The 24245-nt window shown below is 68.0% G+C and carries 24 protein-coding genes; 4 read left to right on the top strand and 20 right to left on the bottom strand.

Annotated features, from left to right (window positions below):
- The 4 genes from A5733_RS05370 to rimP form a co-directional block, all read right to left on the bottom strand.
- A partial coding sequence (locus A5733_RS05370) for a translation initiation factor IF-2 N-terminal domain-containing protein (RefSeq protein WP_198938733.1) occupies positions 1-448 on the bottom strand: 448 nt, incomplete at its 3' end.
- Positions 449-550: 102 nt separating this feature from the next.
- On the bottom strand, positions 551-775 hold the full coding sequence (locus A5733_RS27825; protein ID WP_231965812.1) for a YlxR family protein: 225 nt from the start codon (positions 773-775) through the stop codon (positions 551-553).
- A 177-nt stretch (positions 776-952) separates the two neighbouring features.
- Entirely contained in the window at positions 953-1981 is a 1029-nt protein-coding gene (gene nusA, locus A5733_RS05360) for a transcription termination factor NusA (RefSeq protein WP_067774678.1), read from the bottom strand.
- The gene (gene rimP / locus A5733_RS05355; protein ID WP_076239378.1) at positions 1978-2523 is read right to left on the bottom strand and encodes a ribosome maturation factor RimP; all 546 of its coding nucleotides are present in this window, start codon (positions 2521-2523) and stop codon (positions 1978-1980) included. The genes nusA and rimP overlap by 4 nt, the downstream gene beginning before the upstream one ends.
- A gap of 174 nt (positions 2524-2697) precedes the next feature.
- Between rimP and A5733_RS05350 the strand changes: the two genes are divergently transcribed.
- Both A5733_RS05350 and A5733_RS05345 read left to right on the top strand, forming a co-directional pair.
- Positions 2698-3207: a hypothetical protein gene (locus A5733_RS05350; RefSeq protein WP_076239368.1), complete on the top strand. Its 510-nt coding sequence runs from the start codon at positions 2698-2700 to the stop codon at positions 3205-3207.
- Positions 3204-3683 carry a ferritin-like domain-containing protein gene (locus A5733_RS05345; RefSeq protein ID WP_076239367.1) on the top strand — a complete coding sequence of 160 codons (480 nt, stop codon included), beginning with the start codon at positions 3204-3206 and terminating at the stop codon, positions 3681-3683. The genes A5733_RS05350 and A5733_RS05345 overlap by 4 nt, the downstream gene beginning before the upstream one ends.
- A 117-nt stretch (positions 3684-3800) precedes the next feature.
- Here A5733_RS05345 and A5733_RS05340 read toward each other — a convergent pair whose 3' ends face one another.
- From A5733_RS05340 to mqo, 9 genes are all read right to left on the bottom strand, one after another.
- Positions 3801-5570: a proline--tRNA ligase gene (locus A5733_RS05340; RefSeq protein WP_076239366.1), complete on the bottom strand. Its 1770-nt coding sequence runs from the start codon at positions 5568-5570 to the stop codon at positions 3801-3803.
- A gap of 11 nt (positions 5571-5581) precedes the next feature.
- Positions 5582-6256 (bottom strand): VOC family protein, encoded by a 675-nt coding sequence (locus A5733_RS05335; protein ID WP_067774690.1) that lies wholly within the window; start codon positions 6254-6256, stop codon positions 5582-5584.
- Between the two features lie 24 nt (positions 6257-6280).
- Positions 6281-7801, bottom strand: coding sequence for an MFS transporter (locus A5733_RS05330; protein ID WP_067774693.1), 1521 nt, complete (start codon positions 7799-7801; stop codon positions 6281-6283).
- A 33-nt stretch (positions 7802-7834) separates the two neighbouring features.
- The gene (gene cobA / locus A5733_RS05325) at positions 7835-9052 is read right to left on the bottom strand and encodes a uroporphyrinogen-III C-methyltransferase (RefSeq protein WP_076239377.1); all 1218 of its coding nucleotides are present in this window, start codon (positions 9050-9052) and stop codon (positions 7835-7837) included.
- Between the two features lie 39 nt (positions 9053-9091).
- Positions 9092-10465 carry a cobyrinate a,c-diamide synthase gene (locus A5733_RS05320; RefSeq protein WP_076239365.1) on the bottom strand — a complete coding sequence of 458 codons (1374 nt, stop codon included), beginning with the start codon at positions 10463-10465 and terminating at the stop codon, positions 9092-9094.
- Positions 10466-10562: 97 nt separating this feature from the next.
- Positions 10563-11177 carry a cob(I)yrinic acid a,c-diamide adenosyltransferase gene (gene cobO / locus A5733_RS05315; RefSeq protein ID WP_067774702.1) on the bottom strand — a complete coding sequence of 205 codons (615 nt, stop codon included), beginning with the start codon at positions 11175-11177 and terminating at the stop codon, positions 10563-10565.
- 26 nt (positions 11178-11203) lie between these two features.
- Positions 11204-13069 (bottom strand): magnesium chelatase subunit D family protein, encoded by a 1866-nt coding sequence (locus A5733_RS05310; RefSeq protein ID WP_076239364.1) that lies wholly within the window; start codon positions 13067-13069, stop codon positions 11204-11206.
- Entirely contained in the window at positions 13066-13551 is a 486-nt protein-coding gene (locus A5733_RS05305; RefSeq protein ID WP_067774708.1) for a GNAT family N-acetyltransferase, read from the bottom strand. Before A5733_RS05305 ends, A5733_RS05310 begins: the two co-directional genes overlap by 4 nt.
- 13 nt (positions 13552-13564) lie before the next feature.
- The gene (mqo, locus tag A5733_RS05300; RefSeq protein ID WP_369830905.1) at positions 13565-15004 is read right to left on the bottom strand and encodes a malate dehydrogenase (quinone); all 1440 of its coding nucleotides are present in this window, start codon (positions 15002-15004) and stop codon (positions 13565-13567) included.
- 212 nt (positions 15005-15216) lie between these two features.
- On the opposite strand from mqo, the gene A5733_RS05295 reads away from it, so the two are divergent.
- Together A5733_RS05295 and mtr are read left to right on the top strand one after the other, a co-directional pair.
- Complete coding sequence (locus A5733_RS05295) at positions 15217-16266, top strand: alpha/beta hydrolase (RefSeq protein WP_076239362.1); 1050 nt, start codon at positions 15217-15219, stop codon at positions 16264-16266.
- A 9-nt stretch (positions 16267-16275) separates the two neighbouring features.
- On the top strand, positions 16276-17661 hold the full coding sequence (gene mtr / locus A5733_RS05290; protein WP_076239361.1) for a mycothione reductase: 1386 nt from the start codon (positions 16276-16278) through the stop codon (positions 17659-17661).
- A gap of 3 nt (positions 17662-17664) precedes the next feature.
- Here mtr and A5733_RS05285 read toward each other — a convergent pair whose 3' ends face one another.
- The 7 genes from A5733_RS05285 to A5733_RS05255 form a co-directional block, all read right to left on the bottom strand.
- Positions 17665-18771, bottom strand: coding sequence for a HoxN/HupN/NixA family nickel/cobalt transporter (locus tag A5733_RS05285; protein WP_076239360.1), 1107 nt, complete (start codon positions 18769-18771; stop codon positions 17665-17667).
- Between the two features lie 57 nt (positions 18772-18828).
- Positions 18829-19158, bottom strand: a complete 330-nt coding sequence (locus tag A5733_RS05280) for a helix-turn-helix transcriptional regulator (protein ID WP_198938732.1) — start codon at positions 19156-19158, stop codon at positions 18829-18831.
- 9 nt (positions 19159-19167) lie between these two features.
- Positions 19168-19896 (bottom strand): FadR/GntR family transcriptional regulator, encoded by a 729-nt coding sequence (locus A5733_RS05275; protein ID WP_067774726.1) that lies wholly within the window; start codon positions 19894-19896, stop codon positions 19168-19170.
- Between the two features lie 6 nt (positions 19897-19902).
- Complete coding sequence (locus A5733_RS05270; RefSeq protein ID WP_067774729.1) at positions 19903-20676, bottom strand: 3-oxoacyl-ACP reductase; 774 nt, start codon at positions 20674-20676, stop codon at positions 19903-19905.
- Positions 20677-22041 (bottom strand): aldehyde dehydrogenase, encoded by a 1365-nt coding sequence (locus A5733_RS05265; protein WP_076239358.1) that lies wholly within the window; start codon positions 22039-22041, stop codon positions 20677-20679. It abuts the gene before it with no gap.
- Positions 22038-22751: a gamma-glutamyl-gamma-aminobutyrate hydrolase family protein gene (locus tag A5733_RS05260; RefSeq protein WP_233152621.1), complete on the bottom strand. Its 714-nt coding sequence runs from the start codon at positions 22749-22751 to the stop codon at positions 22038-22040. Before A5733_RS05260 ends, A5733_RS05265 begins: the two co-directional genes overlap by 4 nt.
- 64 nt (positions 22752-22815) lie before the next feature.
- The gene (locus A5733_RS05255) at positions 22816-24183 is read right to left on the bottom strand and encodes a glutamine synthetase family protein (protein WP_067774735.1); all 1368 of its coding nucleotides are present in this window, start codon (positions 24181-24183) and stop codon (positions 22816-22818) included.
- Between the last annotated feature and the right edge of the window lie 62 nt (positions 24184-24245).

The following is a 24245-nucleotide window of genomic DNA, read 5'->3' as shown; positions in this document are numbered from 1 at the left end:
GCGCCGGTGTTGGCGGCGGTGGCGCGGCCGGGGCCTCGGGCGCGCTGGCGGCAGCCGCCGGCGCACTCGGGGCGGCCGAAGGCTGCGGGGCAGCCGGCTTGGGTGCCGCGGGACGCGGGGCAGCCGGGGTCGGCACTTCAGCCGCCGGGGCCGCGGGGGCCGCGGGCTTGGCCGGAGCCGGCTTGGGTGCGGGGGCGCCGGGCTTCGGTGCCGCCGGCGTGGGCGCGCCGCCACCCTGCGGGCGCGGCTTTTCCTCGGGCTTCTTGCCACCCGAACGTGCTTCGGCCTTCGCGCCGAACGATTCGCGCAACCGACGCGCGACCGGCGCCTCCACCGTGGAGGATGCCGACTTGACGAACTCGCCCTGCTCCTTGAGCTTGGCTAAGAGTTCCTTGCTTGTGACACCGAGTTCCTTGGCCAACTCGTGTACACGGGCCTTACCTGCCACTACATCTCCTCGTCTGGAGGCAACAGCGGTGGTAGGCGCCGCGCCTCGGGTTTAGCTATGACGCATGGTCATCGGGACTTCACGGTGTGCTCATGTTCTTCGCTACCTGTTCTCTTGACCGGAGTGCTCGGGTGGCCGAATTCCTTCGACGTACTCGATCACTGCGGATGTATCCGGTGAACCGGTGAGTCGCAACGCTCGGACGAAAGCTCGTCGCCGGACTGCCAACTGTGCGCACTGACGGTCAGGGTGCAACCATGCACCCCGCCCGGGCAGGCTGGCCGTGGGATCAACGGTTACGGAACTCGTCCCGTTCCCGTCGGTCACCGCGACCACACGAAGCAACTCGGCGGCCAACTCTCGCTTCCGGCATCCGATGCAGGTCCGCACTGGTCCGACAGAGGTGTCGGAGGTGCTTTCATGCGTCAGAGCCGGAGTCTCGCGCTGGATCACGGCTGAGTCTACCGCCCCACCGGGTGTGCTCCGAAACGCCGGTCACTGCTGTCAGTCGTGTACCGCACCCGGCCGGACGTCCTGGTCCGGCTGAGGCGCCGCATCACTGCGGATATCGATCCGCCACCCAGTGAGCCGGGCCGCCAACCTGGCGTTCTGCCCTTCTTTGCCGATCGCCAGCGAAAGCTGAAAATCGGGCACGATCACCCGCGCCGCCCGAGCAGCCTCGTCGATCACCGACACCGACACCACCTTGGCCGGCGACAGGGCGTTGGCGACGAACCGCGCCGGGTCCTCGTCATAGTCGATGATGTCGATCTTCTCGCCGGACAGTTCGCTCATCACGTTGCGCACGCGCTGGCCCATCGGACCGATGCACGCACCCTTGGCGTTCAGGCCGGGCACCCGCGAGGCGACCGCGATCTTGGACCGGTGCCCGGCCTCCCGAGCCACCGCCACGATCTCCACCGAACCGTCGGCGATCTCGGGCACCTCCAGCGAGAACAGCTTGCGCACCAGGTTCGGGTGCGTGCGCGACAGCGTGATCAGCGGTTCCCGAGCGCCCCGGGTGACGCCGACGACGTAGCAGCGCAGCCGGTCGCCGTGCTCGTAGCTCTCCCCTGGCACCTGCTCGGCGCTGGGGATCACGCCCTCGGAACCCTTGGTCTCGCTACCCATGCGGACCACCACGAGCCCGCGGGCGTTGGCCCTGGCGTCGCGTTGGATCACCCCGGCCACGATGTCGCCCTCGTGAGCGGAGAACTCTCCGTAGGTCTTCTCGTTCTCGGCATCGCGCAACCGCTGCAGGATCACCTGCCTGGCCGTGGTCGCCGCGATCCGCCCGAACCCCTCGGGCGTGTCGTCCCACTCGTGCAGGACGTTGCCGTCGGCATCGGTCTGGCGGGCGATCACCTTGACGACACCGGTCTTGCGGTCGATGTCGATGTGCGCGTCGGGCTCATGGCCTTCGGTGTGCCGATAGGCGGTGAGCAGTGCCGACTTGATCGTGTCGACGACCACGTCGACGGTGATGCCCTTGTCCGCCTCGATGGCATGCAGCGCGGCCATGTCGATGTTCATTCCCCGGCCCCCTTCCCGGTTTGTCCAGACAGTTCCAATTCGCGTCGATTTGGAGGCGAAAACTCCACTTGCACAACAGCTTTGGCGACGTCAGCCAGGGCGATTTCACGGATCGCCAGCTCCCGGCCGTCCGGGACCACGACTTTGACCACCGCGCCGTCGGTTTCCCCGATCCGGCCGGTGAACACCGTGCCGTCGGCCAGCGTCAGTTCGGCTTTGCGACCACGGTTGCGGCGGAAGTGTTTGGCTTCGGTCAGCGGCCGATCCACCCCTGGCGAGGTGACTTCGAGCACATACGGCGTGTCGCCCAGGGCAAGTCGATCGAGCAACTCGGATGCGGTCCGCGACAACGCGGCAAGCGAATCCAGATCGAGGCCTTCGTCGCCGTCGGCGGTGACGATGATGCGGGGCGGGCGCGCGGAAGCCTCGATGACGACGTCGTCGATCTCGTAACCGGCGCGCGCGAATTCGCCGTCAAGTAGCTCGATCACCTGCGCCTGCGACGGTAATTCCGCAGACCGCAACTTTGGATCCGGTGCCACGGCGAGCTCCTCATCTTGAATTGTCTCCGGCACGAAGGCCCGGGCCAGCCGCGTGGGCTGGCCCCGGAATCGCCTATCCACGATACGCCAGGGCCGCGGCAGCAACCGCCAATCGCCGTCGGGTGCGTGGCGGACGTCGTCAGTGGCGGTGTCGGGCAATGGCAGGATGTTCACGTGCCGAGCGCCGATGCAGACATCAGCCGGCGGCGCGTACTGCTCTCGGCCGCGGCCCTTGCCCTGTTGGGCACCACCGCCGCCGCCTGCGGTACGACGACGCCGCAACCCGAAGTCGACGACCTCACCCGGCAGTTGGACCGGGCTCGCGCCGATGCCGAACTGGCCGCCGCGGTCGCAGCCGAGCAGCCGTCACAAGCACCCGCTGCCCAGGCGTTGAACGCGGTGGCCGCCGATCGCACCGCCCACGCCGAAGCGCTGTCCGACGAGTTGACGCGCATGGGTGCGGCGCCCGCAGCCACCGGCACCGCCACGACCACGACGCGTGCGCCGGACACCGCGGGCGCGGCCACCTCCACGGTCAAAGACGTCATCGACGCCCTCAAGGAGTCCGCGGACCAGGCAGCCGATGTCGCGCACGCGCTGGCCGGCTACCGCGCCGGTCTGCTCGGATCCATCGCGGCCTCGTGCACGGCCGCCTACACCGTCGCACTGGGAGGTGCACAGTGACCTCACCGGACCCACGGTCGACCACCGCCCCGACCCGGCCGAGCACGTCGGCCGATGCTGCCCTGTTCGACGCGGTGGCCGTCGAACACGGGACGATCTACGGCTACGGGCTGGTGTCGTCGCATTCGACCCCTGAGGAAAACGCCCTGGTGGCCGCGGCGATGGCCGAGCATCGAGCTCGTCGGGAAGACGCCATGGCCCGGCTCGAGGCTCGCTCGGTCACCCCGCCGCTGCCGGCGGCCGGCTATCAGCTGCCCGCGCCGGTGACCGACCCGACCGACGCCGCCAATCTCGCGATCCGGATGGAAGAGGATGCCTCGGTGGCCTGGCGTGCGGTCCTCGAACAGGCCACCAACGCCGATGACCGCACGTTCGCGGTGACCGCCCTGACCGAGACCGCAATTACCGCGGCCAAGTGGCGGGCCATCATCGGTACCTCGCCGGTCACGACCGCCTTCCCCGGCGGCACCGAGTAATCGCCTTCCGCGGGCCCGTTTCACCTTTGCGCGGTTTTCCACCTCAGGGCTGCCGATGGTCGCTCACAACAGCCCTCAGGTGGAAACCGGTGCATAGGTTCGCCCGCCCCGCGGCAATCAGCCGGTGATCGCCGCTGAGATCGCCGTTGAGATCTCACTGGCAGCCGCGTCGACGGCCACCTCGCGCTTCTCGCCGGTGAGCCGGTTGCGTAGCTCCACCACGCCATCGGCCCAGCCGCGACCCACCACCACGATCCACGGCATGCCGAGCAGTTCGGCGTCCTTGAACTTCACGCCGGGCGAGGCGGTGCGATCGTCGAACAGCACCTCGTGTCCGAGCCGGTCCAGATCGGCGACCAGTTCGCTCGCACCGGTGCGTGCGGCGGCATCCTTGTTGGCCACCACCACGTGCACATCAAAGGGCGCGACGGCGCTCGGCCAGCGCAGCCCCAGCTCGTCGTGCTGTTGCTCGGCGATCACCGCCACCAGGCGCGACACACCGATGCCGTAGGACCCCATGGTCAGCCGCACCGGCTTGCCGTCCTCACCAAGCACGTCGGCGGTGAAGGCGTCGGTGTACTTGCGGCCCAGCTGGAAGATATGGCCGATCTCGATGCCGCGCGCCGACGTCAGCACACCGGCACCGTCGGGTGACGGGTCACCGTCGCGTACCTCGGCCGCCTCGATCGTGCCGTCAGGGGTGAAGTCGCGTCCGGCCACCAGGCCCACCACATGCTTGTTCGGCGCATCCGCTCCGGTGATCCAGGCGGTGCCGGTCACCACCCGCGGATCGACAAGGTAGCGAACACCGTTGTCCTGCAATGCCTTCGGGCCGACATAGCCCTTGACCAGGAACGGGTTCTTGGCAAAGTCGCCCTCGTCGAGCAGCGCGAACTCGGCCGGCTCCAGCGCCGCGCCGAGGCGCTTCTCGTCCACCTCGCGGTCACCGGGAACGCCGACGCCGAGCAGTTCCCACTCACCGCCCGGTTGGCGGACCTTGACCAGGACGTTCTTGAGCGTGTCCGCCGCGACCACCTCACGGCCGGCGAATTGCGGCAGCTGCGCGCTGTTGGCCCACTCCACCAGCGTTGCGATGGTCGGAGCATCCGGGGTGTCGTACACCTGAGCCTCCGGCTGCCCGTCGACAGGCAGGGCTTCGGGCGCGTGGGTGATGACGGCTTCGACGTTGGCCGCGTAGCCCGATTCCAGGCAGCGTACGAAGGTGTCCTCACCGACCTCGCTCTCGGCCAGGAACTCCTCCGACGCGCTGCCGCCCATCGCCCCCGACACCGCCGAGACGATCACGTATTTGACGCCCAGCCTGCCGAAGATCTTCTGGTAGGCCTCGCGGTGGGCGTGGTAAGCGGTCTTGAGCCCGTCGTCGTCGACGTCGAACGAGTACGAGTCCTTCATCACGAACTCGCGGCCACGCAGGATGCCGGCCCGCGGCCGCGCCTCGTCGCGGTACTTGGTCTGAACCTGGTACAGGATCACCGGGAAGTCCTTGTAGGAGGAGTACTCCCCCTTCACCGTCAGGGTGAAAATCTCCTCGTGCGTCGGGCCGAGCAGATAGTCGTTGTTCCGGCGGTCCTGCAGCCGGAACAGGGTGTCGCCGTATTCGTTCCAGCGGTTGGTGGTCTCGTAGGCGGCGCGCGGCAACAGCGCGGGCAACAGGATTTCCTGCCCGCCGATCGCATTCATCTCTTCCCGCACGATGTTCTCGATCCGGCGCAGCACCCGCAGCCCCAGCGGCAGCCAGCTGTAGATACCGGGACCGACCGGGCGGACATAGCCGGCCCGGATCAACAGCTTGTGGCTGGGCACCTCGGCATCGGCAGGGTCGTCACGCAGGGTTCGCAGGAACAGCTCGGACATACGGGTGATCACAGCGGGCCAGCCTAGTCGCGGCCCTGCCACGTGCAGATGCAGGCCTCGTTGCCCTCGGCGTCGGCCAGGACCCAGAACGCCGGTGCCCGACGGTCACTGAGCAACCGGCCGCCTGCGGCCAGGGCCGCGTCGAGCCGCGCCTGCGCCACGTCGTGTGGGACGTCGACGTCGAGGTGGATGCGGTTACGTTGCGCGCGTGGGGAATCCATCTGCTGAAACCAGATGACCGGGCCCCGGCCGAACGGATCGACAAGTCCGCCGCTGAAACCTGATGCGCCCGACTCAGCTGGGGTCTCGTCCTCGTACCCGGTGACGGCTTTCCAGAACGGGCGCACCGCGGCGATGTCCAACGCGTCGATGGCGATCTCGAAGGCCTGGATCGAACCGCCCCCGCTCGACAGCTCGAAACCGTGGGCCGCCAACGCCTGTGACACCTCATGGGCCAGCTCGAGATCCCGCGTCGTCACCGCACCGGCATCGCGGGTCCGCAGGCGCAGGATGGCCCGGTCACTCCGGATGTCGATCGACAGATGCCCCGGCGCGTCGGAGCCGGCGGCCTCCACCGCGTGCGCGACCGCCCCGGCCGCGGCCGACATCGACGGCACCAACACCTCGGTGTAGATGGCGCCCAGGACCAGCCGCCAGCCCAGCGGGCCGACGGTTTCCGAGATGTGTTGTCGGTTCATCGTCGTGGGCCCCGGTTCGCCGGCTCAGTCGAGCTCGAGCTCTCCGGAATCGATCGCGTCCTTGACCTCTTGGGCATGGGCGACCTGTTCGGAGGTGTACCCGATGAACAGAGCGGCGCCACCGACGAGCACCGCCACCGCGGCCACCCACAACAGCCCATACGTGTAGCCGGCGTCGAGCGCCGCCAGTTGCGGACCGTTCATGTCCTTGACCGGACCGGTGATGCCACCCAGGAAAAGCGTGCGCGACGTGATGACGGCCTGGATGATCGCCAAGACCAGCGGACCGCCGAGGTTCTGCAGCATCAGGGCGATGGCCGAGGCCGGCCCGATCCGGTCGAAGCCGACACCGGCGATCGCGGCCAGGGTCAGCGGCACCACGATCATGCCGATGCCGATGCCGCCCACGGTGATCGGCAATACCAGGTTCGGAAAGTACGGGATACCGGCATGCAGCGTCGAGCCGTAGATCATCGAGCCGAGCACCAGGATGCCGCCGCCGATCACCACGAACCGCGGCTGGAAGTACCGCACGATCTGTGACGAGGCGCCCAAGCCGATACCCATGCCGACGACGAACGGGATGAAGCCGATGCCGGCGTGCAGGGCGCTGTAGCCCAGGATGTCCTGGACGTAGAGCCCGATCAGCACGGTCAGGGTGAACAGCACGCCACCGGCCAGGAAGATCGCCACAAACGTGGCGACCCGGTTGCGCTCGTGGAACAGGTCGAACGGCACCACCGGGTTCTCGGCGCTGCGTTCGGCGATCAGGAAGGCGATGCCGGCCACGGCGGCCACCGCCGCGGAGCCCAACGTGATCGGCGCCAGCCAGCCGCTCTCGGGGCCCTGGGTGAAGGCGAACACCGCAGCGGTGCAGGCCAGGGTCGCCAGCAGGGCGCCTGCGGCGTCGAGCTTCATCCGCTCACGGTTGGTCTCGCGCAAAGCGGTGCGGGCCAGATAGAGCATCACCAGGCCGATCGGCACGTTGACCAGGAACGCCAACCGCCAGGAGACCTCGGTGAGAGCGCCGCCGACCACCAGGCCCATCACCGAGCCGATGGCTGTCATCGCACCGAACACGGCGGTGGCGAGGTTGCGCGCCGGGCCCTTCGGGAAAGTGGTGGCCACCAGCGCGAGACCGGTGGGTGAGGCGATCGCCGCGCCGATGCCCTGCAACAGCCGGGCGATCACCAGCGTCGCTTCGTTCCAGGCGATGCCGCACAGGATCGAGGCGATGGTGAACAACGCGACACCGACGATGAAGGTGCGTTTGCGTCCGATGGTGTCGCCGAGGCGGCCGCCGAGCAGCATCAGACCGCCGAAAGTGAGCACGTATGCCGTGATGACCCAGCTGCGCCCGGCGTCGGAGAGGCTCAGCTCGTCCTGGATCTTGGGTAGCGCGACGATGGCGACCGTGCTGTCCATGGTGGCCAGCAGCTGCATGCCGCCGATCGCGATCACCGCTGAGAGGAAGCCCCAGGACGGGAACCAGGATGGGAGGCGGGCGGCGAGTCCCTGGCGCTCGGCGTCATTGAGTGCCGTCATACCGCGCCACCTTACCGGAATCTTAAGAATCCTTTAACCGGCGAACGCCGCGACAGAGCCGATCACGATGATCGCCGGGGGTCGAATGCCCTCGGCACGAATCCGTTCCGGCGCATCGGCGAGGGTGGCCCGCAGTGTGCGTTGCGCGACGGTGGTGCCGTGCTGGACCACGAGGACCGGCGTATCCGCAGGTCGACCGCCGTCCAGCAACGCCTTGGTGAACTGCTCGATCCGTTCGACGGCCATCAGCAGCACAATCGTGCCGCTCATCGCCGCCAGCGCATTCCAATTCACTAACGATTCCGGGTGGCCGGGCGCAACATGGCCGCTGACCACCACGAATTCATGCGTCATACCGCGGTGGGTGACCGGCACGCCGGCCAACGCGGGCACCGATATGGCGCTGGTCACACCGGGGACGACGGTGACCGGGACGCCGGCCTCGGTGCACGCCAGGACCTCTTCGTAACCGCGGGCGAAGACGAACGGATCGCCGCCTTTGAGGCGGACGACGAACTTTCCGGCCCGAGCGCGTTCCACCAGGACCTGGTTGATCGCCTCCTGGGCCATCGCCCGGCCGTAAGGGATCTTGGCCGCGTCGATCACCTCGACATGAGGTCCGAGTTCGGCGAGCAGTTCCTGCGGTGCCAACCGGTCGGCCACCACGACGTCGGCGCGGGCCAGCAGACGGCGGCCGCGCACGGTGATCAGCTCGGGATCGCCCGGTCCGCCGCCGATCAGTGCCACCCCCGTGGGCGCCTCCCCCGAATCATCACCGACTTGGGCGGTCAGCAGCCCGCTCTGCAGCGCTTCGTGGATCGCGGTGCGGATCGCCGCCGAGCGGCGGTGCTCACCGCCGGCCAGGACACCGACCGACAGACCGTCGTAGTCGAAGGTGGCCGGGGTCACCGCGGAGCCGTCGCGAGCGATGTCGGCTCGCACACAAAAGATGCGCCGCTCCTCGGCCTCGGCGGCGATGGCCGCGTTGACCTCCGTGTCGTCGGTGGCTGCGATCACATACCAGGCGCCCTCGAGGTCGCCGGCCTGGAAGTCGCGTAGCTGCAGGGTGATCCCCGGGTCGTCCTGCGACAGCGCCTCCACCGCGGGGCTGGCCGCCCGGGCGATCACGTGTACATCGGCGCCGTGGGCGATCAACAGGGGCAGCCGGCGTTGCGCGACGGTTCCGCCGCCCACGACGACGACCTTCTTGCCTGCCAGGCGCAGGCCGACGAGGTAGGCGTTCTCGGAGATCACATCGCTCCTCGCGTGCGCGGTAGTCACTCGCCGAGCTTAGTGGTTGCTGCCACCGGCTCGTTGGGTCGGCACCGCCGACGCCACGAACCGGGTGATGGCCTCCGGGTGTGCCGCCGGGTGGGTGTGCAGGTATCCGGCGTGCACACCACCCCGTACCGCGCCATCGCGCCGCGCCACCTGCCCGGCACCGGCGAACGCCCACGCCGGCGGTTGTTCTTCGGCGAATTCCACTGTGGTTCGGTGGAATTCGTGGCCGGTGACCCGATCACCCGCGGCGTGCAGGCAGGAATCCACGACGGCCACCGCGTCGCGGTAACCGAGGGTGAGACGCTCGGTGAAGCGTGCCGATCCGGCCAGCACACCGCACATGGGTATCCCGTCGAGGTCGTCGACCAGATAGGTCAACCCGGCACACTCGGCATGGATGGGGGCGCCGCGGCCGGCCAGGTCCCTGATCTGCTGGCGGACAAGGTCATTGGCCGACAGTTCGGCGGTGAACTGTTCGGGGAATCCGCCGGGCAGCACCAGTGCGCTGACGCCCTCGGGCAACGGGTCGGACAACGGATCGAACTCGGCGACCTGCGCTCCGGCCCCGCGCAGCAGTTCGGCATGTTCGGCGTAGCCGAAGCTGAACGCCTTGCCGGCGGCCAGCGCCACGGTGACATTTGTCACCGTGGCGGCCACCGGGCTCCAGGGTTCGGCGGTGACCTGCGCGCCCGAGGCAGCGACCAGAGCGGCGAGATCTACGTGCCGGGCCACCAGGGCCGTCATCGCGGCCACCGCCTCGCGCGCCTGCCGACCATGTTCGACCGCGGTGATCAGCCCCAGATGCCGTGAGGGGACGGTCAATTCGTCGGCGCGGGGAATCGCGCCGAGCACCGCCACCCCGGCATGCTCGCACGCCTGGCGCAACACCGCCTCGTGCCGCGGAGAACCCACCCGGTTGAGGATCACCCCGGCGAGCCGCACGGAGGGGTCGAAGGTGACGAAGCCGTGGATCAGCGCCGCGATGCTGTGGCTCTGCCCGCGCGCATCGACCACCAGCACCACCGGCGCGCCCAGCAGGTTGGCCACCTGCGCCGCCGACCCGCGCGGGATACCGGTCATCTGTCCTTCGATACGACCGTCGAACAGTCCCATGACGCCCTCGACGACCGCGATGTCTGCGCCGGTGCAGCCGTGCCGGTACAACGGGCCGATCAACTCTTCGCCGACCAGCACCGGGTCCAGGTTGCGACCGGGCCGGCCCGCCGCCAGGGCGTGGTAGCCGGGGTCGATGAAGTCCGGGCCCACCTTGAACGGGGCCACAGCGTGGCCGGCCTGACGCAGCGCACCGACCAAACCCGTTGCCACCGTGGTCTTTCCGCTGCCCGACGCCGGAGCGGCGATCACCACCGCCGGGGTGGTCATGCTCACCTCAGCACCGCGAGCGTGCGTGTCTGCTGCCCGACACGCCGCAAAACCTCGACGCCGAGCGCACGCTCGGCGGCCGCGAGCGGGTCGAGAATCACCACTCGATGCCCTTCTGCCCCTTGCGGCCGGCATCCATCGGATGCTTGATCTTGGTCATTTCCGTCACCAGGTCGGCGGCATCCATCAGAGCCTGCGGGGCGTCACGGCCGGTGATCACCACATGCTGCGTGCCGGGACGGGCATTGAGCGCCTCGACGACCTCGTCCACGGGAATCCAGCCCCACTTGAGCGGATAGGTGAACTCGTCGAGCACGTAGAAGTCGTGACGCTGTTCGGCCAACCGACGTTTGATCTCCGCCCAGCCGTCGGCGGCCGCCGCCGCGTGATCGACGTCGCTGCCGTGCTTACGGGTCCACGACCAGCCCGAGCCCATCTTGTGCCACTCGACCGCCCCGCCGAGGCCCTGTTCGTCGTGCAGCCGGCCGAGCTGACCGAACACGGCCTCCTCACCGACCTTCCATTTCGCGCTCTTGACGAATTGGAACACCGCGACCGAAAAGCCCTGGTTCCAGGCGCGCAACGCCATCCCGAAGGCCGCGGTCGACTTTCCCTTCCCCGGCCCGGTGTGTACCGCGAGCAGCGGCGCGTTGCGCCGGGCCTTGGTGGTCAGGCCGTCGTCGGGGACGGTCAGCGGCTGCCCCTGTGGCATGGGCGGTCCTTCCTGCAGAGTGGGGTCTAGGCAGCGGTCTGGTGCTGTACCAGCCGGGTCAGTTCGGCTGCGCGCAACTGTTCGAGCCGCACCACCGGCGATCCCAACTGTTCGGCCAGTTTCGGCGCCAAACCCAAACGCACGAACGATGTTTCACAATCGACCACCACGGCGGCGGCGCCCTCGGCGACGAGCGCAGCCGCGGCCTGCCCGGTGCGGCCCAGCGGATCGGGACCGCCAGTGGCGCGGCCGTCGGTGAGCACCACGACGAGGCTGCGCCGGGCGCGGTCCCGCGCCTTCTCCCGGATGACGAGATCGCGCGCAGCCAACAGGCCCTGGGCCAACGGCGTCTTGCCGCCGGTGTCGAAGCGAGCCAGTCTGCGGCTGGCAATGTGCACCGAGGTGGTCGGCGGCAGCAGCACTCGGGCATCGGCCTGGCGGAACGTGATCACGGCGACCTTGTCCCGGCGCTGATAGGCGTCACGCAGCAGCGACAGCGTCGCGCCGGTGACGGCCGACATCCGGTCCCGGGCGGCCATGGACCCGGAGGCGTCGACGACGAAGATCACCAGATTGCCTTCGCGGCCTTCACGTACCGCGCGTCGCACATCCTCTGGACGGGGGCGTGGCAGGCCGGGGCCCTGCTGCCGGCCGGCGGTGGCCAGCAGGGTGGCGAACATGTGCAGGCCGTGACCGCTGCCCGGTTCCGCGGTGGCCGCGATGGGAGTGCCGGTACGGTTGCGGGCCCGCGAACGACGACCGGGTGCCCCCTCGCCGACCCCGGGTACCACCAGGGCCTTGGTGCGGAACACCGGAGACGGCGGCGCGCTCGGCCGGGTCCCCGACTTCGCCGAATTACCCTGTGTCGGCGACCCTTCCGAGCCGGCGTCGGCCCCGCCGCCGGGCGGGTCGAAATCCGGGTCGAAATCGGGATCTGGGTCTGCTTCCGACTGCGGTGCCTGGGCGGACTCCCCCGCCTGCTGCATGGCCTCGTCGAGGCGGTCGGGGTCCAGGCCCGGATCGTCGAATGGATCGCGACGGCGCCGGTGCGGCAACGCCAGTTCCGCAGCCACCCGGATGTCGTCTTCGGTCACCGTGGTCGCGCCGCGCCAGGCAGCATGTGCGACGGCGGTGCGTGCCACCACCAGATCCGCGCGCATGCCGTCGACGTCGAAAGCCGCGCACAGCGCGGCGATGCGGCGAAGTTCGGTGTCCGGCAGCGTCACCGAGCCGATGCCGGCCCGGGCCGCGGCGATCCGGGCGGCCAGTTCGCCGTCGGCGGCGGCGTAGCGCTGAGTGAAGGACTCGGGGTCGGCTTCGAACGCCATCCTGGCCCGGATGACCTCGACGCGGACGTCGACATCACGCGAGGCGGCCACGTCCACGGTCAGCCCGAACCGATCCAGTAGCTGCGGACGCAGTTCGCCTTCCTCGGGGTTCATCGTGCCGATCAGGACGAATCTGGCCTCGTGGGAATGCGAGATCCCTTCCCGCTCAACATGAACCCGGCCCATCGCGGCAGCGTCCAACAAGACGTCCACCAGATGGTCGTGCAACAGGTTGACCTCGTCGACGTAGAGCACGCCGCCGTGGGCACGGGCGAGAAGACCCGGCGAGAAGGCATGTTCGCCGTCGCGGAGGACCTTCTGCAGGTCCAGCGACCCGACCACCCGGTCCTCGGTCGCCCCGATGGGCAATTCGACCAGTCGGGCGTCGTCGTCGACGGCGGACAGCACCGCGGCAAGGCCGCGCACCGCGGTGGATTTCGCCGTGCCCTTCTCGCCGCGGATCAGCACGCCGCCGATCTCCGGGTGAACGGCGCACAGCAACAGAGCCAGCCGCAGCCGGTCCTGCCCCACGAGTGCGCTGAAGGGGTAGGTGTGCTCGGTCATGAGGGGTCCGTCTCCGTCACATCGGCTCCTCTGACGCCGGGCCGCACCATCGGTACATGCGGGATTCCGTCGTCGAGGAACTCGTCGCCGTCACGGACGAACCCGTGCCGGCCGTACATGTCCACCAGGTAGACCTGGGCGTTGATATGGCATGGATAGTCACCGACCTCGGCCAACGCCGCCTGCATCAGTCGTGTGGTGTGCCCGTGGCCGCGGTCGCTGCGTTTGGTGCACACCCGGCCGATCCGGAAGCTCTTCTCCCCGCCGGGATGTTCCTCCATCAGCCGCAGCGTCGAGATCACTTCTCCGTCAGGACCTTCCAGCCAGAAGTGACGGGTCTCGGCCAGCAGATCTCGGCCGTCGAGTTCCGGGTACGGCGTGGCCTGCTCCACCACGAACACCTCGACGCGGAGCTTGAGCAGCTCGTAAAGGGTTGGTACGTCGAGGTCTTTCGCCCAGCTTCGGCGTAACGCGACCGTCATCCGCCCGACCCTGTCACACGGTCGCGGGAACGTCCAGTTGGAGCGCCTTGGTGCCCCACGCCCAGACCTCCTGGAACAGGCCTGGTTCGGTGGACAGCTTGGTACCGAGGGAGGGCACCATCTCCTTGAGCTTGGGCAACCAGCTCTGGTAGCGATCGCCGAAGCAGCGCTCCAGCACATCGAGCATGGCCGGCACCGCGGTGGACGCGCCGGGCGAGGCGCCGAGCAGACCGGCGATACTGCCGTCGGCGGCGGTGAGCACGGTGGTGCCGAATTCGAGGACGCCCCCGGCGCCCTTGCGCCGGATCACCTGCACACGCTGCCCCGCGATGTCCAGCTCCCAGTCGGAATCGACTGCGCTGGGCGCGAATTCGCGCAACGTATCGACCCGGTCGGCCTCACTGAGCAGCAACTGGCCGATCAGGTATTTGAGCAGCCCGACCTCGGTCAGACCGACCCCCAGCATCGAGGCCAGGTTGTTGGGTTTCACCGAGAACGGCAGATCGGTGACCTTGCCCTGCTTGAGGAATTTCGGCGACCAACCGGCGAACGGTCCGAACAGCAGCCACGACTTGCCGTTGATCACCCGGGTGTCCAGGTGCGGCACCGACATCGGCGGGGCTCCCAACGGCGGCAGCCCGTACACCTTGGCCTGATGTCCTGCGGTCAGCGTTTGGTTGTTTGTCCGCAGGAACGCACCGCCGACGGGGAAGCCGCCGAAGCCCTTGGCCTCGGGGATCCCGGACTTCTGCAGCAGCGGCAGCGCACCGCCACCGGCGCCGACGAAGACGAACTTGGCGTTGAACTTGCGGTTGAGGCCGGTGCGCCGGTTGGTCACCTTGAGCGTCCAGGTGCCGTCGGATTCCTTGCGCAAGTCGCGCACCTCGTGACCGAACAGCGTGTCCATCCCGCGCTGCGCGGTGAAACCGATCAGCTGACGCGAGAGCGCGCCGAAGTCGACGTCGGTGCCATGTTGGGACCAGTTGAGGCCGACGGGCTCGGAGAAGTCACGCTTGGCGGCCATGAACGGCAGCCGGCGGGCGAACTCGTCCTTGTCGTCGATGAATTCCATCGACGAGAACAGCGGGTTGCTGACGAGCGCCTCGTAGCGACGCTTGAGGTAGCCGACGTTCTCAGCGCCGTGCACGAAGCTGACGTGCGGGATCGGGTTGAGGAAGCCGCGCACGTCGGGCAGCACACCGTTCTCGGCCGCGTAGGCCCAGAACTGCCGCGACACCTGGAACTGCTCGTTGACGTTGATGGCCTTGGTGGTGTCGATCGAACCGTCAGACAGCTCAGGGGTGTAGTTGAGCTCACACAGGGCCGAATGGCCGGTGCCCGCGTTGTTCCAGGGATCACTGCTCTCGGCCGCGGCGCCGTCGAGCCGCTCGATCATCGTGATGGACCAGTCCGGCTCCAGCAGCCGGATCAGGGCGCCCAGAGTTGCGCTCATGATGCCGGCCCCAACCAGCACGACGTCGGTCTTCACGGTCGTACCCACGTTTGCCTCAGACACCCTGATCGCTCGTCCTTTGTATTGCGGCGGCCCGTCTCCATCGACGGCTTTTGTTATGCCCAGGTTATCGCGCGACGAATCCCGGTTGGCCAGGCATGGTAGTGCTGTCCGTCACCCGGAACCTTCCGCGCCGCGGTTAGGGTGGAGCCGTGACGTCACGGGAGCCCGTATGGGAGCCGGATGTATTGCCGGGGTTCTGGCAGCACACCATCGATGGCGGAGCCGATCCTGACGGGGAAGGTCACCTGGTCGCCACACTGGTGCGGCACGGCGCCGGAGGCGCCAAGACCGGACAGAGCGCCGGAGGCGCCCAATCCGGCCATGCCGTGCTGGCGCTGCACGGCTATACCGACTACTTCTTCCACACGGAGCTGGCCGAGCGGTTCGCCGAGCGCGGCTTCGCGTTCTACGCGCTCGACCTGCCCAAGTGCGGGCGGTCCCGGCAAGAGGGCCAAACCCCGCATTTCACCACCGACCTGGCGCGCTATGACGCCGATCTGCAGCGGGCCCTGACCGTCATCGCCGCCGATACCGGCAACGCCACGGTGTGCTTGTACGGGCATTCGGCCGGCGGGCTGATCCTCACTCTGTTCGCCGACCGCCTGCGCCGCAGCGGCCGACTGGTCGAGCACCGGGTGGGCGGGTTGATACTCAACAGCCCGTTCTTCGACCTGCACGGACCGGCGGTCTTGCGCATGGCACCCACGTCGGCCGCGCTGATCGCGTTGGCCCGGTGGCGGAAGCTCTCGGTGATCCGCAAGCCCACCGAAGGTGGATACGGCACCACCCTGCATCGGGACTACGACGGTGAGTTCGACTACAACCTGGCCTGGAAACCATTGGGCGGCTTCCCCATCACCCTCGGCTGGATCAACGCCGTCCGCCGAGCGCAGGCCCGGCTGCACCGCGGCCTGGACGTCGGTGTGCCCAATCTGATCCTTCGGTCCGACCACAGCGTCCGGGAGACCTCCGACCCGGCTGCGATGCAGCGCGGCGATGCGGTGCTCGATGTCCGCCAGATCGCGCGGTGGGCGGGTTGTGTGGGAAACCGCTCCACCGTGGTCCCGATCGCCGACGCCAAGCACGACGTCTTCCTCTCGGTGCCCGAGGCCCGAGCTGTGGCCTACCGGGAGCTCGATCACTGGCTGGACCACTACCTGAACACTCAAAGACAGTCCAGCACAACACCTTCCGGATAGGGACAGCAGATGGACCACTACGACCTGACGATCATCGGCACCGGCTCGGGCAACAGCATCATCGACGAGCGCTACGCCGGCAAGAAGATCGCGATCTGTGAACAGGGCACCTTCGGCGGCACCTGTCTGAACGTCGGCTGCATCCCCACCAAGATGTTCGTCTACGCCGCCGAGGTAGCCCATACGGTCGCCGACAGCACCCGATTCGGCGTGGACGCCCACGTCGACAAGGTGCGCTGGCCCGACATCGTGTCACGGGTGTTCGGCCGCATCGATCCGATCGCGGCCGGTGGTGAGGATTACCGCCGTAACGACCCCCAGATCACGGTGTACGCCAGCCATACGCGGTTCGGGCCCACAACCGCCGATGGCCGCTACACGTTGCGCACCGAGGCCGGAGATCAGTTCAGCAGCGATCAGGTGGTGATCGCCGCCGGGTCCCGCACGTTCATCCCACCGGCCATCGTGGATTGCGGTGTGACGTACTACACCAGCGACGACATCATGCGGATCCCCGAACTGCCCGAACACCTGGTGATCGTCGGCGGCGGATTCGTCTCGGCCGAGTTCGCCCATGTCTTCTCCGCCCTGGGAGTGCGGGTCACCATCGTGGTACGCGGATCTGGACTGCTCACCCACTGCGACGAGACGATCTGCCACCGATTCAGCGATTTGGCTGCCGAGAAATGGGACCTGCGGACGCACGAGAACGTGATCGGCTCCCATCAGGACGGCGACAAGATCGTGCTCGAGCTCGACGACGGCAAGACCCTGCCCGCCGACATGTTGTTGGTGGCCACCGGCCGGATTCCCAACGGCGACATGCTCGACGCCGAACTGGCCGGGGTTGAGGTGGACGAAGACGGCCGGGTGATCGTCGACGACTACCAACGCACCACCGCGCGAGGCGTTTTCGCGCTCGGCGACGTGTCGTCGGACTATCAGCTCAAGCACGTGGCCAACCACGAGGCACGCGTGGTCAAGGAGAACCTGCTGCGCGACTGGGATGACACCGAGGCGATGGTGCGCAGCGATCACCGCTTCGTGCCGTCGGCGGTCTTCACCGAGCCCCAGATCGCCACCGTCGGCCTAACCGAAGCTCAGGCCCGCGCGGAAGGCTACGACATCGTCACCAAGGTGCAGGCCTACGGCGACACCGCCTACGGCTGGGCCATGGAGGACACCACCGGTATCGCCAAGCTGATCGGCGACCGCGACACCGGCAAGATCCTGGGCGCCCACATCATGGGGCACCAGGCATCCTCGATCATCCAGCCGCTGATCCAGGCGATGAGTTTCGGCCAGACCGCCAAAGAGATTGCCCGTGGCCAGTACTGGATCCACCCGGCGCTGCCCGAGGTGATCGAGAACGCGTTGTTGGGACTGACGGACTGACCGTCAGGCCCGCGCCGCCCAGCGCTGCTCGATCCGCCCGAACCGCCAGATACCCACTGCGACTGCCCAACTCAGCACGAACAGCCCGACGATCGCAAAGCCGACGAACTCGAGGTCGGCCGAACCGACGACGGCCAGCGGTCCCGTGGTGATGCCGAGGCGCTCGACGATCAGACCGACGAGCACGATGACGCCGACGACCAAGGCCACGATCACCGAAAGCACCGTCACCGTCAGGTTGTAGTAGACCTTGCGCACCGGCTGCAGGAAGGCCCAACCGTAGGCCCGGGCCATGAAGATGCCGTCCAGGCTGTCGAACAGGCTCATCCCCGCCGCGAACAACACCGGCAGCACCAGCATCGCGTACCAGGGCAGCGTGAACGCCGCGGTCCCGGCCGCCAGCACCAACAGGGTGACCTGACTGGCGGTGTCGAAGCCCAGCCCCATCAGGAAGCCGACGGGGTACAGGTGCCAGGGCTTGCTCACCCGGCGCATGACCCGAGCCAGCAGGCGGGCCAGGAACCCCCGGCTGTCGAGCTGACGTTCGAGTTCGGCCTCGTCGTACTCGCCGCTGCGCATCGCGCGAAAAACCTTGGCGATCCCCACCGCGGCGGCAAGATTCGTCAAACCGATCAGGATCAGGAATGTTCCGGCCACCAGCGACCCGATCAGCCCGAGGGTCTGCAGCATCGCGGACTGTTCGTCCTGCACCGGACCGGCGAGTGTGCGCACGCCCAGCGCCAGCAGCAGCGCCAACCCGAACACCACGCTGGAGTGACCCAGGGAGAACCAGAACCCCGCCGACACCGATCGGGTGCCCTCCCCGACCATTTTCCGGGTGGTGTTGTCGATGACGGCAATGTGGTCGGCATCGAAGGCGTGCCGGACACCGAGTAGGTAGGCGGTGAGTCCCAGGCCGACGCCGAACACACCGGTCGACCCCAGCGTGATGTGCTGCGGCGCCACACCGAAGACCAGGACACCCCACCCGATGACGTGCAGTAACAGGACCACGGCACCGACCGCGCCGATCGAGATCCAATCGGCTCGGTCGAAACGGGTTGCCATTCCGGCTGATCGGGCGGTCGGCTGCGAAGCACCGATGGTCATCGTCCGAGCGTAGGGCGACCCCTGACATCTGTCCAGGTGGACAGATGATGATCGGCTTCAGCCGTGTCGGGCTCCGATCCAGTGCAACAGGTCGTGCACCGTCTCGTCCTCCAACCGGTAGTTGACCGTCCGACCAACTCGCGTCGCGCTGACCCAGCCCTGCTCCCGAAGCACCCGCAACGCCTGGGACACCGCATTCTCCGAGCGTCGGAGTGCGGCGGCCAGATCGCCGACGCAGATGCCGGGGGCACTGTGCAGACCCAGCAGGATCTCCAGCCGGTGGGGGTCGGACAACAGGTCGAATCGCCGCGCCCATCCCGACGTGTCGACGTCGGCCAGGGCCGACGATGCGCGCTCGACCTGTTCGTCGTTACCGGGATGGACCACGGTTCGAATCTAATCCAGGAAGCCGTGCAGCAAGGCCGACGATCCGCCGACGTGCGCCAGCATGGCCGCGGCTGCACCCTCACTGTCACCGGCCAGGATCGCGATGACGATGGCCTCGTGCTGTTCGTCGGAGTGGGCAATGTTGCGCGGCAACAACGGGATCTGATCCAGCAGCGCGTTGACCCGCATACGGTTCTCGGCCACCAGCGGCACCAGCGACGGTGACCCGGCAGCCTCGGCGATGGCCAGGTGCAACCGGGAATCCAGGCGTCGGTAGTCATCGGGCGCGGCCCCGCGGACGTCGGCCAGCCGGCACCACAACCCATCCCGCTCGCTGGCACTCAAGGTGCGGCCGGCCGCCATCCTGGCCGCCCCGACCTCCAGGATCTCGCGCAACCGCAACGCATCGTCGATCTCCTCGCGGGTCGGCCGTGGGCCGTCAGCCGTGTGCCGCGGCAACTCGGCGGCCAGGAAGGTGCCGCCGTAACGTCCGCGCTTGGACACCAGGTAACCGGCGTCGGCCAGCGATTTGATCGCCTCGCGCACGGTGTCGCGGCTGACGCCGAGACGCGTCGCCAACTCGCGCTCGGGTGGGAGGGACTCCCCTGGGGTCAGGACGCCGAGCCGGATCGTCTCCAGCAGCCGGCCGACGGTGTCCTCGAAGGCGTTTCCGAGGCGGACCGGCCGCAACAGCGTGTCAGCTGTTTCGGCGGCGGCCTGCGGATCCGGTTCGGTCATGGCGGGTCACAGAGGCGTGACGTAGGCCGAGCTGATCCCGCCGTCGACCAGGAACGTCGACCCGGTGATGAAGGAGGCGTCGTCGCTGGCCAGGAACGCGACCGCGGCGGCCAGTTCCTCGGGCTCGGCGAAGCGGCCCAGGGGGATGTGCACCAGCCGACGTGCCGCCCGTTCGGGGTCCTTGGCGAACAACTCCTGCAACAGCGGCGTGTTGACCGGACCAGGGCACAACGCGTTGACCCGGATGCCCTGGCGGGCGTACTGCACGCCGAGCTCACGCGACATCGCCAGCACCCCGCCTTTGGAGGCGGTGTAGGAGATCTGCGATGTCGCCGACCCCATCACCGCCACGAAAGAGGCGGTGTTGATGATCGAGCCCCGCCCGGCCGGGACCATGTGCCGCAGCGCCGCGCGGCACGACAGATACACGGATTTGAGGTTGACGTCCTGCACCCGCTGCCAGGCCGGCAGTTCGGTGGTCTCGATCAGATCGTCCTCAGGCGGCGAGATCCCGGCGTTGTTGAACGCGATGTCGACCGAGCCGAACGTTGCCGCCGCGGTGTCGAAGAGCTGGTCGACGGCGCCCTCGTCCGACACGTCAACCGCGACGAATAAGCCGTCGAGCTCCTCGGCGGCCGCCTCGCCCGTGGTTGGGTCGATGTCGCCGACCACGATGGTGGCGCCTTCGGCGCGCAGCCGCTTACCGGCGGCCAGGCCGATGCCGCCGGCGCCGCCGGTGATGACGGCGACCTTGCCGGCCAGGCGTTGGGTCAGATCCATCTACAGCTCCTCTACTGCGAAAAAGACGTTCTTGGTCTCGGTGAACGACAACGGCGCATCAGGGCCCAGTTCCCGACCGAGACCCGACTGCTTGAAGCCGCCGAACGGGGTGTTGTACCGGACCGACGAATGTGAGTTGACGCTGAGGTTGCCCGATTCCACCGCCCGGGAGACGCGCATAGCGCGCGACAGGTTCTCGGTCCAGATCGAGCCGGACAACCCATAGGGGGTGTCGTTGGCGAGCGCGATCGCGTCGGCCTCATCCTCGAACGGCAGCACCGTCACGACGGGCCCGAAGATCTCGTCGGTGACGGTGCGATCGGTGCGGCTCGGGGTCAACACCGTTGGCGGGAACCAGAATCCGGGCCCGTCGGGCGCCGAGCCGCGGAACGCCACGGGCGCATCGTCGGGAACATAACTGGCCACCGATTCCCAGTGCGGCCGCGACACCAATGGGCCCATCTCGGTGTCGCGCACCGTGGGATCTCCGACCGTCACGCCCTTGACCGCCGGTTCCAGCATCTCCATGAAACGGTCGTAGACACTGCGCTGCACCAGGATTCGGCTCCGCGCACAGCAATCCTGCCCGGCGTTATCGAACACCCCGTACGGTGCGGTGGCCGCGGCCTTCTCCAGATCGCAGTCGTCGAACACGATGTTGGCGCTCTTGCCGCCCAGCTCCAGGGTGACGCGCTTGACCTGGGCGGCCGCCCCGGCCATCACCCGCATGCCCACCTCGGTGGAGCCGGTGAACACCACCTTGCGCACGCCCGGGTGGGTGACGAACCGCTCACCCACCACCGACCCCTTACCGGGCAGCACCTGGAACAGGTCCGCGGGCAGGCCCGATTCAGTGGCCAGCTCGCCCAACCGGATCGAGGTCAGTGGCGTCCACTCGGCCGGTTTGAGGACGACGGCATTGCCGGCGGCGAGCGCGGGGGCAAACCCCCAGGCCGCGATCGTCATCGGGAAGTTCCACGGGGTGATCACCCCGACCACGCCCAACGGCTCGTTGAACGTGACGTCCAGACCGCCTGCCACCGGAATCTGCTTGCCGCTCAACCGCTCCGGGGTGGCCGAATAGAACTGCAGTACGTCCCGGACATGCCCGGCCTCCCATTCGGCCTGCCCGATCGGATGTCCGGAGTTGGCCACCTCCAGGGCGGCCAGTTCATCGACATGGGCGTCGACGACGGCAGCGAAGGCGCGCAGGGCCGCCGCCCGTTCCGCCGGAGCCAGCCGAGCCCACGCTCGCTGTGCCGCCCCGGCACGCGCCACCGCGTCGTCGACGGCCGCCACATCGAGGAGCTCGACGGTGGTCAACACCGCCTCGGTCGCCGGATTGATCACCTGACCTGATGTCATGAGACCCTTTCTGTTGCATACGTTCCGGCCGCATCTACCACGGCGGCGAACAAGCGCAGGTCGTCGAGAGTTTCCTCGGGATGCCATTGCACTCCGACGACGAATGCGTCGCCCGGGTACTCCACGGCCTCGATCACCCCGTCGGCGTCGCGCGCGCTGACCACCAGCCCCTCACCCAGCAGGTCGATGGCCTGATGGTGATAGCACTGCGCATCTGAGGTCTCGCCGATCAGGGCGGCCAGCGCGGTATTCGGCACGGTGTGCACCGCGGATGTGCCGAACACCGCATTGCCCTGTTGATGGTGGGTGTTGCCGATGACGTCAGGTAGGTGTTGGTGCAGGGTGCCGCCGAGGGCGACGTTGAGCACCTGCGCCCCGCGACACACGCCGAGCACCGGAATGCCCCGCCGCAGCGCCCCTTCCAGCAGCGCGAACTCCCAGGCATCCCGCCCGATGTCCGGCGCATTGGTGGCCGGATGCGGCTGTTGCCCGTACCGCGCCGGGTCGACGTCGGGCCCGCCGGTGATCACCAAGCCGTCGATGCGGTCGAGCACCCGGTCGACGACGTCGCCGTCGGCCGGCTGCGGGGGCAACAGCATCGCGATGCCACCGGCCCTGCTGACACCTTCGAAGTAGATCTGCGGCAGGAAGCTGGCCTGCACGTCCCACACCCCGGTCTGCGCCTGCTGCAGATACGTCGTCAGCCCGATTACCGGCCGTGCGTTCGCCGGGCCGGCCGTCGGGCCGGTCGCCGGGGCGGTCGCCGGGCTGGCGTCAAAGGCGTTCAAATCCACGCACCCTTTCCCAATCCGTCACCGCAGTGTTGAACGCCGCCAACTCCACCCGCGCGTTGTTCAGGTAGTGCTCGACGACCTCGTCCCCGAACGCCGTGCGCGCCACCTCGGACTTCTCCAGCAGCTCGACCGCCTCGACCAAGGTGGTGGGTAGCCGTTGCGCCCCACTGGCATAGGCATTCCCCGACATCGGGGCCGGCAGTTCGAGCTCGTGGTCGATACCGTGCAGGCCGCCGGCGATCAACGCCGAGACCGCCAGATATTGGTTGACGTCGCCGCCGGGCGCCCGGCATTCCATCCGCATCCCGTGCCCGTGCCCGACCACCCGCAACGCACACGTGCGATTGTCCATCCCCCAGGCCACCGCCGTGGGCGCAAAACTTCCGGCGGCAAAGCGCTTGTAGGAGTTGATGTTCGGTGCATAGAACAGCGTCAGCTCTCGCAAGGTGGCCAGCTGGCCCGCGACGAAACTGCGGAACATCGGGGACATGCCATACGGGTCGGACTCATCGGCGAAGACAGCCGAACCCTGGTCGTCGCGCAAGGAGATGTGGATGTGACAGCTGTTGCCCTCACGCTCGTCGAACTTCGCCATGAACGTCAGGCTCTTGCCGTGCTGATCGGCGATCTCCTTGGCACCGTTGCGGTAGATGGTGTGGTTGTCACACGTGATGCGGGCATGGTCGTAGCGGAAGGCGATCTCCTGCTGGCCGAGGTTGCACTCCCCCTTGACGCCTTCGCAGTACAAACCGGCTCCTTCCATCCCGAGGCGGATGTCGCGCAGCAGCGGTTCCATCCGGGTCGAGGCGTGCATGGCGTAGTCGACGTTGTAGTCCGACGCCGGGGTGAGACCGGTGTATCCGGCGGCCCAGGCCTCACGAAACGTGTTGTCGAAGACCATGAACTCCAGCTCGGTGCCGACGTAGGGCACCAGGTTCCGCTCGGCCAGGCGGTCGATCTGCCGGTTGAGGATGCTGCGCGGCGCCTGCTGCACCGGGTTCCCGTCTGTCCACGACAGATCCGCCATCACCAGCGCGGTGCCGGGCAGCCACGGGATCAGGCGCAGCGTGCTGAAGTCGGCGGTCATCACCATGTCGCCATATCCGGTGTCCCAACTCGACATCGCATAGCCGTCGACGGTGTTCATGTCGACGTCGACGGCGAGCAGGTAGTTGCAGCACTCCGCCCCGTGGGCGGCGACCTCCTCGACAAACAACCGGCCGGAGACCCGCTTGCCCGTCAACCGGCCCTGCATATCGCAGAACGCGACGATCACCGTGTCGATCTCACCGGCGGCCACCATTTGCTCGAGGTCGGCTCGTGCCAGCATGCCGGGGTGGTGGCTCATTGCACACTCTCCTGCCCGTGTCGGATTCACTGGCCAACCCGAACTCCAGCCGACCATTGCCT

The organism is Mycobacterium sp. NS-7484, assembly GCF_001953975.1.
Lineage (GTDB): Bacteria > Actinomycetota > Actinomycetes > Mycobacteriales > Mycobacteriaceae > Mycobacterium.
The sequence above is the reverse complement of the archived record's forward strand: the minus strand, read 5'-3'. Positions and strand labels throughout refer to the sequence as shown.

Coding starts and splice junctions, on each gene's coding strand:
- nusA (WP_067774678.1), bottom strand. CDS start 1,981: ATGAACATCGACATGGCCGCGCTGCATGCCATCGAGGCGGACAAGGGC.
- A5733_RS05335 (WP_067774690.1), bottom strand. CDS start 6,256: ATGAACCGACAACACATCTCGGAAACCGTCGGCCCGCTGGGCTGGCGG.
- A5733_RS05330 (WP_067774693.1), bottom strand. CDS start 7,801: ATGACGGCACTCAATGACGCCGAGCGCCAGGGACTCGCCGCCCGCCTC.
- A5733_RS05320 (WP_076239365.1), bottom strand. CDS start 10,465: ATGACCACCCCGGCGGTGGTGATCGCCGCTCCGGCGTCGGGCAGCGGA.
- cobO (WP_067774702.1), bottom strand. CDS start 11,177: ATGCCACAGGGGCAGCCGCTGACCGTCCCCGACGACGGCCTGACCACC.
- A5733_RS05310 (WP_076239364.1), bottom strand. CDS start 13,069: ATGACCGAGCACACCTACCCCTTCAGCGCACTCGTGGGGCAGGACCGG.
- A5733_RS05305 (WP_067774708.1), bottom strand. CDS start 13,551: ATGACGGTCGCGTTACGCCGAAGCTGGGCGAAAGACCTCGACGTACCA.
- mqo (WP_369830905.1), bottom strand. CDS start 15,004: ATGAGCGCAACTCTGGGCGCCCTGATCCGGCTGCTGGAGCCGGACTGG.
- mtr (WP_076239361.1), top strand. CDS start 16,276: ATGGACCACTACGACCTGACGATCATCGGCACCGGCTCGGGCAACAGC.
- A5733_RS05285 (WP_076239360.1), bottom strand. CDS start 18,771: ATGACCATCGGTGCTTCGCAGCCGACCGCCCGATCAGCCGGAATGGCA.
- A5733_RS05275 (WP_067774726.1), bottom strand. CDS start 19,896: ATGACCGAACCGGATCCGCAGGCCGCCGCCGAAACAGCTGACACGCTG.
- A5733_RS05270 (WP_067774729.1), bottom strand. CDS start 20,676: ATGGATCTGACCCAACGCCTGGCCGGCAAGGTCGCCGTCATCACCGGC.
- A5733_RS05265 (WP_076239358.1), bottom strand. CDS start 22,041: ATGACATCAGGTCAGGTGATCAATCCGGCGACCGAGGCGGTGTTGACC.
- A5733_RS05255 (WP_067774735.1), bottom strand. CDS start 24,183: ATGAGCCACCACCCCGGCATGCTGGCACGAGCCGACCTCGAGCAAATG.